The 16711-nt window shown below is 58.6% G+C and carries 17 protein-coding genes; 3 read left to right on the plus strand and 14 right to left on the minus strand.

Annotation, left to right across the window (positions count from 1 at the left end; all coding sequences use genetic code 11):
* Nucleotides 1-24: 24 nt before the first annotated feature.
* A complete protein-coding gene (locus KVG95_RS24685; RefSeq protein WP_217858256.1) occupies nucleotides 25-435 on the minus strand; it encodes a type II toxin-antitoxin system VapC family toxin in 411 nt (136 codons plus the stop codon).
* Complete coding sequence (locus KVG95_RS24690; protein ID WP_038980251.1) at nucleotides 435-689, minus strand: type II toxin-antitoxin system Phd/YefM family antitoxin; 255 nt, start codon at nucleotides 687-689, stop codon at nucleotides 435-437. Before KVG95_RS24690 ends, KVG95_RS24685 begins: the two co-directional genes overlap by 1 nt.
* A gap of 250 nt (nucleotides 690-939) precedes the next feature.
* Here KVG95_RS24690 and KVG95_RS24695 point away from each other — a divergent pair, with 250 nt between their 5' ends.
* A complete protein-coding gene (locus tag KVG95_RS24695) occupies nucleotides 940-1956 on the plus strand; it encodes a metallophosphoesterase family protein (RefSeq protein ID WP_217858257.1) in 1017 nt (338 codons plus the stop codon).
* A gap of 76 nt (nucleotides 1957-2032) precedes the next feature.
* On the opposite strand, the gene ccoP (KVG95_RS24700) is transcribed toward KVG95_RS24695, so the two are convergent.
* The 8 genes from ccoP (KVG95_RS24700) to ccoN (KVG95_RS24735) form a co-directional block, all read right to left on the minus strand.
* Nucleotides 2033-3016, minus strand: a complete 984-nt coding sequence (ccoP, locus tag KVG95_RS24700; RefSeq protein ID WP_217858258.1) for a cytochrome-c oxidase, cbb3-type subunit III — start codon at nucleotides 3014-3016, stop codon at nucleotides 2033-2035.
* Nucleotides 3013-3198: a CcoQ/FixQ family Cbb3-type cytochrome c oxidase assembly chaperone gene (locus tag KVG95_RS24705; RefSeq protein WP_003175465.1), complete on the minus strand. Its 186-nt coding sequence runs from the start codon at nucleotides 3196-3198 to the stop codon at nucleotides 3013-3015. Before KVG95_RS24705 ends, ccoP (KVG95_RS24700) begins: the two co-directional genes overlap by 4 nt.
* 5 nt (nucleotides 3199-3203) lie before the next feature.
* Nucleotides 3204-3812, minus strand: a complete 609-nt coding sequence (ccoO, locus tag KVG95_RS24710) for a cytochrome-c oxidase, cbb3-type subunit II (protein WP_009042961.1) — start codon at nucleotides 3810-3812, stop codon at nucleotides 3204-3206.
* Nucleotides 3812-5254: a cytochrome-c oxidase, cbb3-type subunit I gene (gene ccoN / locus KVG95_RS24715; RefSeq protein WP_007905436.1), complete on the minus strand. Its 1443-nt coding sequence runs from the start codon at nucleotides 5252-5254 to the stop codon at nucleotides 3812-3814. The genes ccoO (KVG95_RS24710) and ccoN (KVG95_RS24715) overlap by 1 nt, the downstream gene beginning before the upstream one ends.
* A 482-nt stretch (nucleotides 5255-5736) precedes the next feature.
* Nucleotides 5737-6690 carry a cytochrome-c oxidase, cbb3-type subunit III gene (gene ccoP / locus KVG95_RS24720; RefSeq protein ID WP_217858259.1) on the minus strand — a complete coding sequence of 318 codons (954 nt, stop codon included), beginning with the start codon at nucleotides 6688-6690 and terminating at the stop codon, nucleotides 5737-5739.
* A complete protein-coding gene (locus tag KVG95_RS24725; protein ID WP_217858349.1) occupies nucleotides 6687-6890 on the minus strand; it encodes a cbb3-type cytochrome oxidase subunit 3 in 204 nt (67 codons plus the stop codon). The genes ccoP (KVG95_RS24720) and KVG95_RS24725 overlap by 4 nt, the downstream gene beginning before the upstream one ends.
* A 21-nt stretch (nucleotides 6891-6911) precedes the next feature.
* A complete protein-coding gene (gene ccoO, locus KVG95_RS24730) occupies nucleotides 6912-7520 on the minus strand; it encodes a cytochrome-c oxidase, cbb3-type subunit II (RefSeq protein ID WP_052965446.1) in 609 nt (202 codons plus the stop codon).
* Between the two features lie 10 nt (nucleotides 7521-7530).
* A complete protein-coding gene (ccoN, locus tag KVG95_RS24735; RefSeq protein ID WP_217858260.1) occupies nucleotides 7531-8955 on the minus strand; it encodes a cytochrome-c oxidase, cbb3-type subunit I in 1425 nt (474 codons plus the stop codon).
* A gap of 109 nt (nucleotides 8956-9064) precedes the next feature.
* On the opposite strand from ccoN (KVG95_RS24735), the gene KVG95_RS24740 reads away from it, so the two are divergent.
* Nucleotides 9065-9742, plus strand: a complete 678-nt coding sequence (locus tag KVG95_RS24740; RefSeq protein WP_217858261.1) for an alpha/beta family hydrolase — start codon at nucleotides 9065-9067, stop codon at nucleotides 9740-9742.
* A 204-nt stretch (nucleotides 9743-9946) separates the two neighbouring features.
* Here the strand turns inward: KVG95_RS24740 and KVG95_RS30455 are convergent, their stop codons facing one another.
* The 4 genes from KVG95_RS30455 to acnA all read right to left on the minus strand — a co-directional run bounded on the left by KVG95_RS30455 (nucleotide 9947) and on the right by acnA (nucleotide 15392).
* Nucleotides 9947-10651 (minus strand): methyl-accepting chemotaxis protein, encoded by a 705-nt coding sequence (locus KVG95_RS30455; protein WP_437180806.1) that lies wholly within the window; start codon nucleotides 10649-10651, stop codon nucleotides 9947-9949.
* Between the two features lie 156 nt (nucleotides 10652-10807).
* Nucleotides 10808-11512 carry a PAS domain-containing protein gene (locus KVG95_RS30460; protein WP_437180804.1) on the minus strand — a complete coding sequence of 235 codons (705 nt, stop codon included), beginning with the start codon at nucleotides 11510-11512 and terminating at the stop codon, nucleotides 10808-10810.
* Nucleotides 11513-11616: 104 nt separating this feature from the next.
* Nucleotides 11617-12408 carry a CPBP family intramembrane glutamic endopeptidase gene (locus KVG95_RS24750; protein WP_217858262.1) on the minus strand — a complete coding sequence of 264 codons (792 nt, stop codon included), beginning with the start codon at nucleotides 12406-12408 and terminating at the stop codon, nucleotides 11617-11619.
* A gap of 242 nt (nucleotides 12409-12650) precedes the next feature.
* On the minus strand, nucleotides 12651-15392 hold the full coding sequence (gene acnA, locus KVG95_RS24755) for an aconitate hydratase AcnA (RefSeq protein ID WP_217858263.1): 2742 nt from the start codon (nucleotides 15390-15392) through the stop codon (nucleotides 12651-12653).
* Nucleotides 15393-15614: 222 nt separating this feature from the next.
* Between acnA and rlmM the strand changes: the two genes are divergently transcribed.
* Nucleotides 15615-16688 (plus strand): 23S rRNA (cytidine(2498)-2'-O)-methyltransferase RlmM, encoded by a 1074-nt coding sequence (gene rlmM / locus KVG95_RS24760; RefSeq protein WP_217858264.1) that lies wholly within the window; start codon nucleotides 15615-15617, stop codon nucleotides 16686-16688.
* The last annotated feature ends 23 nt before the right edge of the window (nucleotides 16689-16711 follow it).

Consider the following 16711-nt stretch of genomic DNA (forward strand, 5'->3'; position numbering starts at 1 on the left):
GACGGTTTTGCAGGCGCAGCGAACTCATTCGACCCATGGATTGATCAGTGCCACACCGCTGGATTGAAAATCGCTGATGTTTCGGGTGACCACCGTAAGGCCATGAACCAGTGCAGTTGCTGCGATCAGGGCGTCGCTTTCATTGGCACAATCCGGAACATGCAAGCTGGCACAGCGCAGTGCCACGGCAGCATCGACCGGCAAGATTCTGGCATCGAAGGCCGGTATCACATGGCGCTTCAGCCAGGTGCGCAATACCTTTCCCTGAACGGGGTCACGACGCTCCATTCGAAGAACCCCTGTCTCCAGTTCCTTCAAAGTAATGGCCGAAATAAACAGGCGTGGTGCAATAACACTTTTGGCCCAGGCGACGACATTCGCGTCAGCCTGAGGTTTGCGCAGTTCAGAAATCACGTTGGTGTCGAGTAGAAACATCAGGACAGATCCACGGGTCGATGAGTGATGACGGCACGCTCGGTTTCAAATTCGATGTCTGCCGCTTCTGGCATCACCAACAGGTCGACGATGTTGGCGTTTATGCCGGTCAGTTTTTGGTACTCCTCAATGCTTAGCAGTACGTGAGCAGGCTTGCCACGGTCGGTGATGATAACCGGCCCATGACGGGTGGCTTTTTTGGCACTACTTGTGTCCTGGTTGAATTCACGACTGGAAATGGTGGTGATGGCCATCATGCGTAGGCTCCTGCAAAAGCATCGATGTAGGAACGTTACTACTTGACTGTGGGGCTCGCAACCTTGTTGGGGGACCGTCGGTCGCAGCGGTGCATCTGGCTATCTCCGATAGCGCACTAATGAGCTCGCGGGAAACATCAACTATTGATATTGAAGCGATAGACATTTGTTTTGATTTCTAAGTTGTCATAACTTGCTCGGGCAAGACGGTGTGTCTTGTATCTAACTTCAATAGAGATGGATTTCTATGCTTCTTGATAAGAAAGTCAATGCGCTATTAGGCGCTTTGTTATGTGTCGCTACGTTTGGTGCGCATTCGGCAGATAATAACCTGCCCCGGCATTTAGTGTTTACCTCGGATCCTCAGTATCCATGGACTGAAAGTTCCGACCATGGGTGGGATGAAACAACCTCGGAGAAGGAACAGCGTTCAAAGTGGCTGATTGAGACCCAATATTCCGATGTCGCCAGCTTCAGGCGTAATCATTCTGTTGACCCGGCACACATTCCGGTCATGGTAAACGGCGATATGACCGCTTTCGGGCACGGCTACCAGCGCGACATGACCCGGTCGATACTGGATAAGCAACTGGGGGGTGTTTATGACTATGGCCTGGGGAATCATGATTATGAAAACAACGTCGATGATTGTTTTTTGAATAACTGTGCGGCCGGTAGTATTGTTGATTTCAAGAATCGTTACTTGGGTAAGTTGGCGGCGTTGGATATGCGAGTATCGGATGAAGGTGCTGTCAAAAAAGGTATTTTCGGTAGCCTTGCTTATTCCAAGGACTTTGGTGATGTACATATTGTTCAATTACATAATGAGCCCACCTATACCGCCGGGTTTACCGCCTGGGATTGGGGAGTGCCCACGGGTTACCAAATTTCCGAGTCTCTGGATTGGCTGGAGGAAGATCTGAAACGCGCACGTGAGAGCGCAAAGATCATTCTTCTGAATATGCACAAGCCGGATCGCTGGAAGGGCAGTACCGAACAGATTGCCCGGTTCAAGGCCATAATCGAGCGATACAAGGTAACGGCGGTGTTTGCCGGGCATTTGCATACCGAAGCCGGGAGTTACTACGGATGGAACAAACGGGATTACTTCGGGGATGTGCCGGTATTCTTGAGCGGTGGGGCGTCGAACCAGACCTACCTGATCGCCGATATGTCCGCGGATCGCAAAACGTTGAAGGTGTTTCAGGTCAACCAGAATAACTGGCCAAGCCGCAAAGAAATCCAGACGGTTGAGGTTCGATAATCTGCGATTATCCAGTTGAAACGAAAACGGCCCCGTCATCTGACGGGGCCGTTTTTTGTTGCGTCAAGCGCTTGCCTTACTGGGCGTCTGCTTGCGGTGCTTTTTCACCGTGAGAGAGGCTGTAGACGTAAGCGGCCAGCAGGTGAACCTTGTCGTTGCCTTGCAGCTGTTCTTGCGCAGGCATCTGACCCTGACGACCGTAACGGATGGTCTGCTGCAGTTGAGCGAAGCTCGAACCGTAGATGAAGCCGGTCGGGTGGGTCAGGTCAGGGGCGCCCATTGCTGGCGTGCCTTTACCTTGCGGGCCATGGCACGCCACGCAGTTGGCGGCGAACAGTTTCTGGCCGGCAACCGGATCGGCCTTGGTGCCTTCCGGCAGCTTGCGGCCATCGAGGTTGGTCAGCACGAACGCGGCAACGTCTGCAACGCCTTGCTCGCCGATCACTTCAGCCCAAGCCGGCATCACAGCGTGACGACCGCCCATGATGGTGGTCTTGATGGTTTCTGCTTCACCGCCCCAGCGCCAGTCGGCGTCGGTCAGGTTAGGGAAGCCATAGGCACCTTTGGCGTCGGAACCGTGGCAGACCGAGCAGTTGGAGGCGAACAGGCGGCCACCCATCTTCAGGGCTTGCGGGTCTTTGGCGACTTCTTCGATCGGCATGGAAGCGAATTTTGCGAAGATCGGGCCGAACTTGGCGTCCGACCTGAGCATTTCCTTTTCCCATTCGTGAACGCCGGTCCAGCCGGTCTGGCCGTTGGCGAACGCGGTCTTATTCTCGTTATCGAGGTAGTTGTAACCCGGCAACAGGCCTTTCCAGTTACCCAGGCCCGGGTACAGCACCAGGTAGCCGAGGGCGAAGATGATGGTGCCCACGAACAGCATGAACCACCATTTCGGCAGCGGGTTGTCATACTCCTCGATCCCGTCGAAGGAGTGGCCGACCGTTTCATCGGTGGATTCGCTGCGCTGGCCCTTGCGGGTGGACAGCAGCAGCCAGGTCAGGGCGAAGATGGTGCCGAGACTGAGGACTGTGACGTACAGACTCCAGAACGTAGTCATTCTTTGTTACTCCTAGAAGCTTGCTCGACGTGCTTGATGGCTTCGGGATCATCCGCGAAAGGCAGCAAGGTCGCGTCTTCAAACTCCGACTTGCGCTTGGGGCTGAACACCCACAGCGCCAGACCGATGAAGGCCACCATCACAACAACGGTGCCCAGGCCACGAATCATCCCGATATCCATCTAAATCACCGTTTGCTTTTGATGATGGTGCCCAGGCCTTGCAGATAGGCCACCAGCGCGTCCATTTCGGTTTTGCCCTTCACAGCATCCTTGGCACCGGCGATGTCTTCGTCGGTGTAAGGGACGCCGAGCGTGCGCAAGACTTCCATTTTCTTGGCGGTGTCTTTGCCGTCGAGCTTGTTTTCCACGAGGAACGGGTAAGCCGGCATTTTCGACTCAGGCACTACGTTGCGCGGGTTGTACAAGTGCGCACGCTGCCAGTCATCGGAGTAACGACCGCCGACACGGGCCAGGTCCGGACCGGTACGCTTGGAACCCCACAGGAACGGGTGGTCCCAAACGCTTTCACCGGCGACCGAGTAGTGGCCGTAACGTTCGGTTTCAGCACGGAACGGGCGGATCATCTGCGAGTGGCAGCCGACACAACCGTTGGCGATGTACACGTCGCGGCCTTCCAGCTCAAGGGCGGTGCGAGGCTTCATGCCCTCGACCGGCTTGTTGGTGACGTCCTGGAAAAACAGCGGAACGATTTGAGTCAGGCCGCCGATGCTGACGGCGATAACCATGAAGAAGGCCAGCAGGCCAATGTTCTTCTCGACTGCTTCATGCTTCATCAGTGAGCTCCAACTACAGCAATCTGTTCAGCAGCTTTGGCTTCAGCCGGGTTCGAGGCACGTACGGTACGCCATACGTTGTAGGCCATGAACAGCATGCCGCTGGCAAAGAACGCACCGCCCAAGGCGCGAACAATGAAACCTGGATGGCTGGCTTGCAGCGCTTCAACGAACGAGTAGGTGAGGGTGCCGTCGTCGTTGATTGCACGCCACATCAGACCCTGGGTGATGCCGTTGACCCACATCGAAGCGATGTACAGAACGGTACCGATGGTCGCGAGCCAGAAGTGCGTGTTGATCAGGCCGATGCTGTGCATCTGCGTACGACCGAACAGTTTCGGGATCATGTGGTAGATCGCGCCGATCGAAATCATCGCTACCCAGCCCAAAGCGCCGGCGTGTACGTGGCCGATGGTCCAGTCGGTGTAGTGCGACAGCGAGTTGACGGTCTTGATGGCCATCATCGGGCCTTCGAAGGTCGACATGCCGTAGAACGCCAGCGATACCACGAGGAAACGCAGGATCGGGTCGGTGCGCAGCTTATGCCAGGCGCCCGACAGGGTCATCATGCCGTTGATCATGCCGCCCCAGCTTGGGGCCAGGAGGATGATCGACATCGCCATGCCCAGGGACTGAGCCCAGTCCGGCAATGCGGTGTAGTGCAGGTGGTGCGGACCGGCCCAGATGTACAGGGTGATCAACGCCCAGAAGTGCACGATCGACAGACGATAGGAGTAGATCGGACGCTCGGCCTGCTTCGGAACGAAGTAGTACATCATCCCCAGGAAGCCGGTGGTCAGGAAGAAACCTACCGCGTTGTGGCCGTACCACCACTGGATCATCGCATCAGTCGCACCCGAATAAGCCGAGTAGGACTTGAAGAAGCTGACCGGCAGGGACGCGTGGTTGACGATGTGCAGCATCGCGGTCACGACGATGAAGGCACCGTAGAACCAGTTACCGACATAGATGTGCTTGGTCTTGCGCTTGACGATGGTGCCGAAGAACACCAGACCGTAGGTGACCCAGACAATGGCCAGCAGAATAGCCAGAGGCCATTCCAGTTCCGCGTATTCCTTGGTGGTAGTGAAACCCATCGGCAAGGTAACGATCGCGCCGACGATCACCGCTTGCCAACCCCAGAAGGTGAAGGCCGCGAGGCTGTCGGAAATCAGTCGCGTTTGGCAGGTTCGCTGCACGACGTAATAGGAAGTGGCAAACAGCGCACAACCACCGAAGGCGAAAATCACCAGGTTGGTGTGCAGCGGGCGCAGGCGTCCAAAGCTCGTCCATGCCAGACCGAAGTTCAACTCCGGCCAGACCAGTTGCGAGGCGATGAAGACACCGAGCCCCATGCCAAGGATCCCCCAGACCACCGTCATGATGGCGAACTGGCGGACTACCTTATAGTTATAAGCAGTCGGACTGATTGCTGTGCTCATTCTAAGGTTCCACGGTTTGGGTGTTTTATTAGGAGTAAAAATCGGCCGCAAGTATGTAGAAAGCGGGGGGTCATTGCAACGCGCCATGACGTGGGTCAATGCTTTCAAAAGCTGATTCTGCGGCCTTTCCATGCGCTGCGTAAGGACAAAATTGCCCTCGGACAAAATGTCGCAACGGATGAAAGAGGCGAGGGGTTCAGGTCAGTTGTAACGGGGTATGTTCAAACACGACGATCGGGTAACAGAGGGCAACGGGGACGATAGCCGGTGTCTACCAGCCTTTGCGGCCTGTCATCGAGCAAATTCGTCGAACACATCGGGTTGAATCGACCTGGAACCGGCGCTGGCCAGTCCGCATCGCTGGGAAGCTTAGACCTGAATCCGGCGAACCGAAAGGAAGACCAAGGGAGGGTGCGACAATGCGTCGCAAAGGGGCAGGGAACTGCCGCATCCGGGTGAATGCGGCGTTGCGCGGACGAGATTTATTCGCTTTTGCCTTCAGCCTGTAAACGCTCGGTGCTCAGGCCTTGAGACAGGCTGTACACGTAAGCGGCCAGCAATTGCACCTTGTCGTTGCCGAGCAGTTCGTTCTGCGCCGGCATATGGCCCTGGCGGCCATGACGAATGGTTTGTTGCAGTTGCGCCAGGCTTGTACCGTAGATAAATCCGGCCGGTTGCGTCAGCTTCGGCGCTCCCATGGCTTCAGTGCCCTGGCCGTTTGCCCCATGACAGGCTACGCAGGTGGTGCTGAACGCTTGCTGTCCAGCGCGCAGATCGGCTGTGCTGCCTTCCGGCAAGGGTAGGCCGGCCAGTTCATGACGCACGTAAGCGGCGACGTTCCTCACGCCGGCGTCGCCGAGGATTTCTCCCCAGGCCGGCATCGAGGCCATGCGACCGCCCATGATTGTCGTTTTGATCATTTCGGCATCGCCGCCCCAGCGCCAGTTGCTGTCGGCCAGGTTAGGGAAGCCGAACGCGCCCTTGGCATCCGAGCCGTGGCACACCGAGCAATTGGACGCAAACAGGCGACCGCCCATTTTCAGTGCTAGCGGGTCCTTGGCTACTTCTTCGATGGGCATGGCAGCAAATTTGGCGAAGATCGGCCCGAACTTCGCGTCAGCCTTGTTCATCTCCTTTTCCCATTCGTGGACACCGGTCCAGCCGTCCTCATAACCGGGCAATATGCCTTTCCAGTTGCCCAGGCCCGGGTAAAGCACCAGATAACCGACGGCAAACACCAACGTGCCGGCGAACAGCATGAACCACCACTGCGGCAGCGGGTTGTCGTACTCCTCGATGCCGTCGAAGCTGTGGCCCATGGTCTGGTCGGTGCTGCCCTTGGTTTCCCCTCGGCGCGTACCGATCAGCAGCCAGGTCAGGCCGATCAGGCTGCCGATGGTCAGTACGCAGATCCACGTACTCCAGAAGGTGGTCATGGCCGGATACTCCTAGTGGCGGATTCTTGTTGGGTGCTGTTTTCGGGTTGCGGTTCGTCGGCGAACGGCAGCAGGCGCGTTTCGGCGAATTCCGGATTGCGCTTGCTGTTGAACACCCACAGCGTCAGGCCAACGAAGGCCACGAACACCACGACCGTGCCCAGGCCGCGGATCATTCCACTGCTCATCTCGCTGATTATTTCAAAGGGCATGGCCATGGCTCACCTCTTGCTCTTGATGGCAGTGCCGAGCACTTGCAGGTAGGCGACCAGCGCGTCCATTTCGGTTTTGCCCTGGAGCGAGGCAACGCTGCCGGCGATGTCGTCGTCGGTGTACGGCACGCCGAGGGTGCGCATGGCGCGGATCTTGGTTTCGGTGTGGCTGCTATCGACCTTGTTGTCGACCAGCCACGGGTAGGCCGGCATTTTCGACTCAGGCACTACGTTGCGCGGGTTGTACAAGTGCGCGCGGTGCCAGTCTTCGGAGTAGCGACCGCCGACGCGCGCCAGGTCCGGTCCGGTCCGTTTCGAACCCCAGAGGAACGGATGATCCCAGACACTTTCCCCTGCCACCGAGTAGTGGCCATAGCGCTCGGTTTCGGCGCGGAACGGGCGGATCATCTGCGAATGGCAACCGACGCAGCCTTCGCGGATGTAGATGTCGCGACCTTCCAGTTGCAGCGCGGTGTAGGGCTTCATGCCTTCCACCGGTTTATTGGTCACGTCCTGAAAGAACAGCGGGACGATCTGGGTCAGGCCGCCAATGCTCACGGCAAGCACCATCAGCAACATCAGCAGGCCGACGTTTTTCTCGATTGTTTCGTGTTTCATGGCGGACTCCTCAGGCTATCTGCGCGGCAGCGGCGGCTTCGGCAGGCTGCGAGGCCCGCACGGTGCGCCAGGTGTTGTAAGCCATCAGGAACATGCCACTGAGGAAGATCGCGCCGCCTACCAGTCGCACGACGAAGCCTGGGTGGCTGGCCACCAGGGTTTCGACGAAGGAATAGGTCAGCGTGCCGTCCTCGTTGACGGCGCGCCACATCAGGCCCTGGGCGATGCCGTTGACCCACATCGACGCGATGTACAGCACGGTGCCGATGGTCGCGAGCCAGAAGTGCGCGTTGATCAGGCCGATGCTGTGCATCTGCGTGCGGCCGAAGATTTTCGGAATCATGTGGTACAGCGCACCAATGGAAATCATCGCCACCCAGCCGAGCGCGCCGGCGTGAACGTGGCCAATGGTCCAGTCGGTGTAGTGAGAGAGGGCGTTGACCGTCTTGATCGCCATCATCGGCCCTTCGAAGGTCGACATGCCGTAGAACGCCAGCGACACCACGAGGAAGCGCAGGATGGGGTCGCTGCGCAACTTATGCCAGGCGCCCGAGAGCGTCATCATCCCGTTGATCATCCCGCCCCAGCTTGGCGCCAGCAGGATCAGCGACATCACCATGCCCAACGACTGCGCCCAGTCCGGCAGCGCGGTGTAGTGCAAGTGGTGCGGGCCGGCCCAGATGTACAGGGTGATCAGCGCCCAGAAGTGCACGATGGACAGGCGATAGGAATACACCGGGCGCTCGGCCTGTTTCGGCACGAAGTAGTACATCATCCCGAGGAAGCCGGCGGTGAGGAAAAAGCCTACGGCGTTGTGTCCATACCACCACTGCACCATGGCATCGGTCGCACCGGCGTACACCGAGTAGGACTTGGTGAAACTCACCGGCAGCTCAAGGTTGTTGACGATGTGCAGGATCGCCACGGTGATGATGAATGCACCGAAGAACCAGTTGCCAACATAGATGTGTTTGGTCTTGCGTTGCATGATCGTGCCGAAGAACACGACGGCATAGGCCACCCAGACGATGGTGATCAGAATGTCGATCGGCCATTCCAGCTCGGCGTATTCCTTGGAGCTGGTGTAACCCAGTGGCAGGCTGATGGCCGCCAGCAGGATCACAAGCTGCCAGCCCCAGAAGCAGAACGCCGCAATTGCGGGAGCAAACAAACGGGTCTGGCAAGTACGTTGCACCGAATAGAAAGAACTGGCGAACAAGGCACAACCGCCGAAGGCAAAGATCACCGCGTTAGTGTGCAGCGGGCGCAGACGGCCGAAGCTGGTCCACGGCAGGTTGAAGTTGAGTTCAGGCCAGACCAATTGGGCGGCGAGAAAAACCCCGAGCCCCATGCCGACGATGCCCCACACCACCGTCATAATGGCGAATTGGCGGACCACCTTGTAGTTGTAGGCGGTACTGATAGAAGTGTTCATGGTTCCCCATCCACGGTTCAGCCGAAGTGAGGGCCTGTCTTTGCGAGTAAGCCGCATGGCAGACGCTCCCTTCGCCTGGAGTTATAGGCAGACTAAAAGCGAGGCAAGCATGGACAAAGAGCACAAGGCCAGTATTGACGGGGATCAATGGGCGCAGTGTGTGCGGGATCATGGATGGTTGTGGAATGCCGCCACAGCGCCGGCCTCGGCAACGCTGATTCTCGCCCACGGTGCCGGTGCGCCGATGGACAGTGGCTGGATGAGCGACATGGCTGCGCGCCTTGCTGCGCATGGGGTCAACGTGCTGCGTTTCGAGTTTCCTTACATGGCGCAACGGCGTATCGATGGCGGTAAACGTCCCCCGAACCCAGCACCCAAATTGCAGGAATGCTGGCGTGAGGTGTATGCCGTGGTGCGACGCCATGTCGCTGGGCGCCTGGCCATCGGTGGCAAGTCCATGGGCGGGCGGATGGCGAGTTTGTTGGCCGATGAGTTGGGCGCGGATGCGCTGGTGTGCCTGGGATATCCGTTTTATGCGGTGGGCAAACCGGAGAAGCCGCGGGTCGAGCATTTGGCGGCGCTGAAGACCCGGACGTTGATCGTGCAGGGTGAACGGGATGCGTTGGGTAGTCGGGCGGCCGTCGAGGCTTACACGTTGGCGCCGAGTATCGAGGTGTTCTGGCTGGAGGCGGCGGACCATGACTTGAAGCCATTGAAGGCTTCGGGGTTTACGCATGAACAGCATTTGGCGGCTGCGGCGGGGAAGGTGTCCGAGTTTCTCCAGTGAGATTTGCAGTGGTCGTCAGGGCCTCTTCGCGAGCAAGCCCGCTCCCACATTTGATCGTAGGCGTACGCAAATGCCGTGAACGACTGAGATCCACTGTGGGAGCGGGCTTGCTCGCGAAAGCGGTCTACCGGACAACATCACTTTCTACTTGGCAATAAAAAAAACCGGAGGTTTTCCCGTCCGGGTTTTTGTCTTTCCAATCAATCAGCGATTAAACCGCTCCACCAACGAATACTGGGTATTCGCGGTCTTGGTCAGTTCTTCGCTCAACAGCGCCGAGTGCTGTGCCTGTTCCGAGGTCTGGTCAGCCAGTTGTGAGATGTTGCTGATGTTGCGGCTGATTTCTTCGGCCACTGCGCTTTGCTCTTCGGTGGCGGCAGCGATCTGGGTGGTCATGTCGGTGATGTTGGCCACCGCTTCGCTGATGCCCACCAGCGCCTGATCCGCTTCCAGTACCCGCGCCACACCTTCTTCGGCCTGGCGATGCCCGGCTTCCATGGTTTGCACTGCGGTGCTGGCGGTTTGCTGCAGCTTGGCGATCAGGGCGTGAATCTGCCCGGTGGATTCGCTGGTACGTTGCGCCAGTTGGCGAACTTCGTCGGCTACTACCGCAAACCCGCGACCCATCTCACCAGCACGGGCCGCTTCGATAGCCGCGTTCAACGCCAGCAGGTTGGTCTGGTCGGCAATGCCCTTGATCACATCGACCACGCCGCCGATTTCGTCGCTGTCCTTGGCCAGTTGCGTCACGGTCAGGCCGGTTTCACCGACTACAACCGACAGGCGCTGAATGGCTTCGCGGGTTTCCCCGGCGATGTCGCGACCACGACCGGTCAGGCGATTGGCTTCCTGAGTGGCATCGGCGGTGCGCTGCACGTGGCTGGCGACTTCCTGAGTGGTGGCCGCCATCTGATTCACAGCGGTCGCCACTTGCTCGGTTTCGACGCGTTGACGTTCCAGGCCAGTGGAGCTGTTGTGGGCCAGGGTGTCGGACTGTTTCGCTTGTTCGGTCAGATGTTCGGCAGTGTCCTGCAAACGGGTCAGGCAGGTTTTCAGGCGTGCTTCCTAGCTGAGGATCGACATCTCCAGGCGTGCCTGGGCGCCACGACTGTCGGTGTACATCTGCGCGATCAGCGGGTCGGACGTGGTCTGTTCGGCCAGGCGCAGCAAACGCTTGATACCGCGCTGTTGCCAGCTCAAGCCCATCAAGCCCAACGGCACCGAAAGGCCCGCGGCTAGGGCGAAGCCCCATTGGGACGTCAGGGTGGCGCCGATCATGAAGCTCAACTGGCTGACCAGAATGAATGGCAGCCAGTCCTGAAGCACCGGCAGCCATTTATCTGTAGAGGGAATTGCAGACTTGCCCTGGTTGATGCGTTGGTAGAGCGCTTCGGCACGGCGGATTTGTTCGGCGGTGGGTTTGACCCGCACTGACTCGTAACCGATCACCTGATTGCCGTCGAACACCGGTGTGACATAGGCGTTAACCCAGTAGTGGTCACCGGTCTTACAGCGATTCTTGACAATGCCCATCCATGGCAAGCCTTGTTTCAATGTGCCCCACATATGCGCGAACACCGCAGCCGGGACGTCGGGGTGACGGACCAGGTTATGCGGCGCACGGAGCAGTTCCTCACGAGAAAACCCGCTGATTTCGACGAAAGCATCGTTGCAGTAGGTGATCACGCCTTTGGCATCGGTGGTGGAAATCAACCGTTGCTGAGCCGGGAAGGTCCGTTCGCGTTGTGTAATAGGCTGGTTGTTACGCATGGCTTTTTCAATCCGCAAGGCTTTGAGAGGTTGTCGGCAATGTCAGGCATTTATTGAAATGTTTTTTTCAATAATCAGTGACGTGTCGCAAAACGACCGTTGCGTCAGCCAGCGAGCATCGGATAAGTGAACAGCCCGAAATGCAGCAGATTCAAACCAAAGTGGGTGGCGATGGCCGCGCCCAATCCGCCGAAACGGTAGGCCAGGCCATAACCGACCCCCGCGAGGCCCGCCAACAACACCCATTGCCAGCCAGCGCCCAGATGAACGAGGCCGAACAGCATTGAGGCGAGCAACAACGCGAGATTTTCGCCATAAGGCAGGTGTTTGAACTGCCGGCTCAGGCCACCCTGGATGTAACCGCGAAACAATGCTTCTTCCACCAGCGTCACCAGCAACAAATTGTTCAGCACCCACAACCAGGCTTGATCCGGCCACTTCGGTGCCCAACTGATCACGCCCAGCAACAGTGCGCCACCCAAGGCCAGCACGGCGCTTACGGTCAGGGCGAGGGCGGTGGCATAAACGGACAGCTTCAACGAACGCCGGCCGACAATCCATGGACAAACCAGCAACAGCCAGAAACCGATTAGCGGTTTGTCCTGATTCAGGTACATGGCGAACGGCACAGCATCATCGGTGAAACGCTGGGGGGCGATGACGCGACCGTTGTAGAAGCCGGGAAGCCAGTGCATTGCCAGCGCCACCGCCAGGAAGATGAACAAACCGTGGCCGAGGTAGCGGCCAATGAGAATCTGTTGTTGGCGAACGGCGAAACCGGCAAACAGCAGCAGCGCGAAGGAGATAGCGGCGAGCCAGCCGAGATGACCGTAGATCAAAGCCAGGCCGTAGCCAATGGAGAGAAGTGCCAGATAGGTCCATGGCAGAGCGATCATGTTGAGTCCTTGTTTCAGAGATTCTGCAATGTGCCTCGGTCCCCCTGTGGGAGCGGGCTTGCTCGCGAAGAGGCCATCACATCCAACATCAATGTTGACTGCTACACCGCTTTCGCGAGCAAGCCCGCTCCCACAAGGGATCTCGGCCGGACACAAAAAGGGTGAACGACGGGGCGATTATAGAGACGCACACCGCGTAAACAAAAACACCGCCCGAAGGCGGTGTCGTTGTCAGCAGGCTGTTACGAGGCAATCAATTGCCGCAACACGTAATGCAAAATCCCTCCGGCCTTGAAGTACTCCACTTCATTGAGGGTATCGATCCGGCACAACACCTCGATCTTTTCCTTGCTGCCGTCTTCGCGGGTGATGACCAGTGTCAGGTTCATGCGCGGAGTCAGTTCGACGCCCGTCAAGCCAAGAATGTCCACGGTTTCCTTGCCGGTGAGGTTCAGGCTTTTGCGGTTCTGATCCAGCTTGAACTGCAACGGCAATACGCCCATGCCCACCAGATTGGAACGGTGGATCCGCTCGAAGCTCTCGGCGATGACTGCTTTTACCCCCAGCAGATTGGTGCCCTTGGCCGCCCAGTCGCGGCTCGAGCCAGTGCCGTATTCTTGCCCGGCGATTACCACCAGCGGCGTGCCTGATGCTTGGTAACGCATGGCCGCGTCGTAGATCGGCAGCTTCTCCCCGGTCGGAATATAAATCGTGTTGCCGCCTTCTTCGCCGCCGAGCATCTCGTTGCGAATCCGGATGTTGGCGAAGGTGCCCCGCATCATCACTTGATGGTTGCCGCGACGGGAGCCATAGGAGTTAAAGTCTCGCGGCTCCACACCTTGCTCGCGCAGGTAACGACCGGCAGGGCTGTCAGCCTTGATGTTGCCGGCCGGGGAGATGTGGTCGGTGGTCACCGAGTCACCGAGCAGCGCGAGGACTTTCGCCCCTTCGACATCTTTGACCACCGGTGCAGGGCCGCCAATGTCATCGAAGAATGGCGGATGCTGGATATACGTCGAATCGTTGTTCCAGACATAAGTCGCCGCCTGCGGCACTTCGATCGCCTGCCACTGCTCGTCGCCGGCAAATACTTCGGCGTACTCCTTGTGGAACATCGCGGTGTTTACCTGAGTCACCGCATCGGCGATCTCTTTAGTGCTCGGCCAAATGTCTCGCAGATAAACCGGCTGGCCGTCCTTGTCGTTACCCAATGACTCGCTGCTGATGTCGATGCGCACCGTGCCGGCCAATGCATAGGCCACGACCAATGGCGGGGAGGCCAGCCAGTTGGTTTTCACCAGCGGATGCACGCGACCTTCAAAGTTGCGGTTGCCCGAGAGCACCGAGGCAACCGTCAGGTCGGCTTTCTGAATGGCTTTTTCGATCGGCTCCGGCAACGGCCCGGAGTTGCCAATGCAGGTGGTGCAGCCATAACCGACCAGCGCAAAACCGAGTTCATCAAGATATTGGGTCAGGCCCGCTGCCTTGTAGTAGTCGGTGACCACTTTCGAACCGGGGGCCAGTGAACTCTTGACCCAGGGTTTGCGCTTGAGGCCTTTCTCTATGGCTTTCTTCGCCACCAGACCCGCGGCCATCATCACGCTGGGGTTGGAGGTGTTGGTGCAAGAGGTGATCGCGGCGATCACCACCGCGCCGTTTTTCAGCCGATACGTGCGGCCTTCGTGGTCGTAGTCCGTTTCGCCGACCAGATCGGCGTTGCCCACCGCGACGCCACCGCCACCCTCACTTTCGAGGCGACCTTCTTCCTTGCTGGAGGGTTTGAATTGCAGGCCGAGAAAGTCAGTGAACGCTTGCGCGACATTCGGCAACGAGACGCGGTCCTGCGGGCGTTTCGGCCCGGCGAGGCTGGCCTCGACGCTGCCCATGTCCAAGGCCAGGCTGTCGGTGAACACCGGCTCTTTGCCGGGCAGGCGCCACAGACCCTGGATCTTGCTGTAGGCCTCCACCAGTTTCACGGTTTCCGGTGTACGGCCGGACAGGCGCAAGTACTCCAGTGTCACCTCGTCCACCGGGAAGAAACCGCATGTGGCGCCATATTCCGGGGCCATGTTGGCGATGGTCGCGCGATCGGCCAACGGCAGGTCGGCGAGGCCGTCGCCGTAGAACTCGACGAATTTGCCGACTACACCTTTCTTGCGCAGCATCTGGGTCACCGTCAGCACCAGGTCGGTGGCGGTGATGCCTTCCTTGAGCTTGCCGGTGAGTTTGAAACCGATCACTTCCGGGATCAGCATCGACACCGGTTGGCCGAGCATCGCTGCTTCCGCTTCGATCCCGCCCACACCCCAGCCGAGCACGCCGAGGCCGTTGATCATGGTGGTGTGGGAGTCAGTGCCAACCAAGGTGTCCGGGAAGGCATAGGTGCGCCCGTCCTCGTCCTTGGTCCAGACCGTGCGGCCCAGGTACTCAAGGTTGACCTGGTGGCAGATGCCGGTGCCCGGTGGCACCACGCTGAAGTTATCGAAGGCGCTCTGGCCCCAGCGCAGGAAGGCGTAACGCTCGTGGTTGCGCTGCATTTCGATGTCGACGTTCTGTTCGAAGGCGCTTGAACTGGCGTACTTGTCGACCATTACCGAGTGGTCGATCACCAGATCCACCGGCGACAGCGGATTGATTCGCTGCGGGTCGCCACCGGCCTTGGCCATGGCGGCGCGCATGGCGGCCAGGTCGACCACGGCGGGGACGCCGGTAAAGTCCTGCATTAATACCCGCGCGGGCCGGTACTGGATTTCGCGATCGGAGCGACGCTCCTTGAGCCAGGCGGCAATCGCCTTGAGGTCGGCGCCGGTAACGGTTTTCTCGTCCTCCCAGCGCAGCAGGTTTTCCAGCAGCACTTTCAACGACATCGGCAGCTTGTCGAGATCGCCCAGGCTTTTGGCGGCTTCGGGCAGGCTGAAATAGTGGTAGGTCTTGTCGTCGACTTGTAAGGTTTTAAGGGTTTTCAGGCTATCGAGGGACGGCATTGAAATATCTCCTTTGGGTCCGCACGGCTACGGACTGGCGGGACAGACAGAGCTCTTAACCTAGCCCTGTTTAGACGTTAAGGCTAATAACTGGACCCTATGGGCAAGTCCAAGGTTCCGATCTCGGCTATCATGCGCCGGTTTTCGTGACAGGCTTTGCTTCAACGCAAGTCTGGGCATCGCGCAGTGGCTGAATTCTTCGCCAACTGCCCAGGAGTAAGAATGAACACCCTCTTTATGCATTGCCGGCCGGGCTTCGAAAGCGAAGTCTGTTCCGAGATTTCCGAACATGCCGCGCGGCTGAACGTGGCCGGTTATGCCAAGGCCAAGACCGCCAGCGCCTGCGCCGAATTTATCTGTACCGAAGAAGACGGCGCCGAGCGCTTGATGCGTGGTCAGCGTTTCGCCGATCTGATCTTTCCGCGCCAGTGGGCTCGCGGGATCTTCATCGATCTGCCGGAAACCGACCGCATCAGCGTGATCCTCGCGCACATGGCGGACTTCCCGCTGTGCGGCAGCCTGTGGCTGGAAATGGTCGACACCAACGATGGCAAAGAGCTGTCGAACTTTTGCAAGAAGTTCGAAGGCCACCTGCGCAAAGCGCTGATGGCGGCCGGCAAACTGGTGGAAGACGCCCACAAACCACGGCTGCTGCTGACCTTCAAGAGCGGTCGCGAAGTGTTCATGGGCCTGGCGGAGCCGAACAATTCGGCGATGTGGCCGATGGGCATTCCACGCCTGAAATTCCCGCGTGAAGCGCCGAGCCGTTCGACCCTCAAACTGGAGGAGGCCTGGCACCATTTCATCCCCCGGGACCAGTGGGACGAGCGGCTGCACAGCGACATGACGGGTGTCGACCTGGGCGCTGCACCCGGTGGCTGGACCTGGCAACTGGTCAACCGCGGCATGTTGGTGACCGCCATCGACAACGGCCCGATGGCCGAAAGCCTGATGGACACCGGTTTGGTGCAGCATTTGATGGCTGACGGTTTCACCTTCAAGCCCAAGCAACCGGTGGACTGGATGGTCTGCGACATCGTCGAGAAACCGGCGCGCAATGCGGCGATGCTGGAAGAATGGATTGGCGAGGGGCATTGCCGGGAAGCGGTGGTCAACCTCAAGCTGCCGATGAAACAGCGTTATGCCGAAGTGAAACGCTTGCTGGAACGTATTGCCGACGGGTTCAAGGCACGTGGCATTCGAGTAGAGATCGGCTGCAAGCAGCTGTATCACGATCGTGAGGAAGTGACCTGCCATCTGCGTCGATTGGACGTGAAGAAACCCAAGTCCCGCTGATTCACACGGACCCATGTGGGAGC

Source organism: Pseudomonas farris (genome assembly GCF_019145235.1).
In the GTDB taxonomy this organism is placed as follows: Bacteria; Pseudomonadota; Gammaproteobacteria; order Pseudomonadales; family Pseudomonadaceae; genus Aquipseudomonas; species Aquipseudomonas farris.

What these genes read in the sequence shown, in the direction of transcription:
- KVG95_RS24685 (WP_217858256.1), bottom strand. Translation starts at nt 435, where the DNA reads ATGTTTCTACTCGACACCAACGTGATTTCTGAACTGCGCAAACCTCAG.
- KVG95_RS24690 (WP_038980251.1), bottom strand. Translation starts at nt 689, where the DNA reads ATGGCCATCACCACCATTTCCAGTCGTGAATTCAACCAGGACACAAGT.
- KVG95_RS24695 (WP_217858257.1), top strand. Translation starts at nt 940, where the DNA reads ATGCTTCTTGATAAGAAAGTCAATGCGCTATTAGGCGCTTTGTTATGT.
- ccoP (WP_217858258.1), bottom strand. Translation starts at nt 3,016, where the DNA reads ATGACTACGTTCTGGAGTCTGTACGTCACAGTCCTCAGTCTCGGCACC.
- KVG95_RS24705 (WP_003175465.1), bottom strand. Translation starts at nt 3,198, where the DNA reads ATGGATATCGGGATGATTCGTGGCCTGGGCACCGTTGTTGTGATGGTG.
- ccoO (WP_009042961.1), bottom strand. Translation starts at nt 3,812, where the DNA reads ATGAAGCATGAAGCAGTCGAGAAGAACATTGGCCTGCTGGCCTTCTTC.
- ccoN (WP_007905436.1), bottom strand. Translation starts at nt 5,254, where the DNA reads ATGAGCACAGCAATCAGTCCGACTGCTTATAACTATAAGGTAGTCCGC.
- ccoP (WP_217858259.1), bottom strand. Translation starts at nt 6,690, where the DNA reads ATGACCACCTTCTGGAGTACGTGGATCTGCGTACTGACCATCGGCAGC.
- ccoO (WP_052965446.1), bottom strand. Translation starts at nt 7,520, where the DNA reads ATGAAACACGAAACAATCGAGAAAAACGTCGGCCTGCTGATGTTGCTG.
- ccoN (WP_217858260.1), bottom strand. Translation starts at nt 8,955, where the DNA reads ATGAACACTTCTATCAGTACCGCCTACAACTACAAGGTGGTCCGCCAA.
- KVG95_RS24740 (WP_217858261.1), top strand. Translation starts at nt 9,065, where the DNA reads ATGGACAAAGAGCACAAGGCCAGTATTGACGGGGATCAATGGGCGCAG.
- KVG95_RS30455 (WP_437180806.1), bottom strand. Translation starts at nt 10,651, where the DNA reads ATGGCGGCCACCACTCAGGAAGTCGCCAGCCACGTGCAGCGCACCGCC.
- KVG95_RS30460 (WP_437180804.1), bottom strand. Translation starts at nt 11,512, where the DNA reads ATGCGTAACAACCAGCCTATTACACAACGCGAACGGACCTTCCCGGCT.
- KVG95_RS24750 (WP_217858262.1), bottom strand. Translation starts at nt 12,408, where the DNA reads ATGATCGCTCTGCCATGGACCTATCTGGCACTTCTCTCCATTGGCTAC.
- acnA (WP_217858263.1), bottom strand. Translation starts at nt 15,392, where the DNA reads ATGCCGTCCCTCGATAGCCTGAAAACCCTTAAAACCTTACAAGTCGAC.
- rlmM (WP_217858264.1), top strand. Translation starts at nt 15,615, where the DNA reads ATGAACACCCTCTTTATGCATTGCCGGCCGGGCTTCGAAAGCGAAGTC.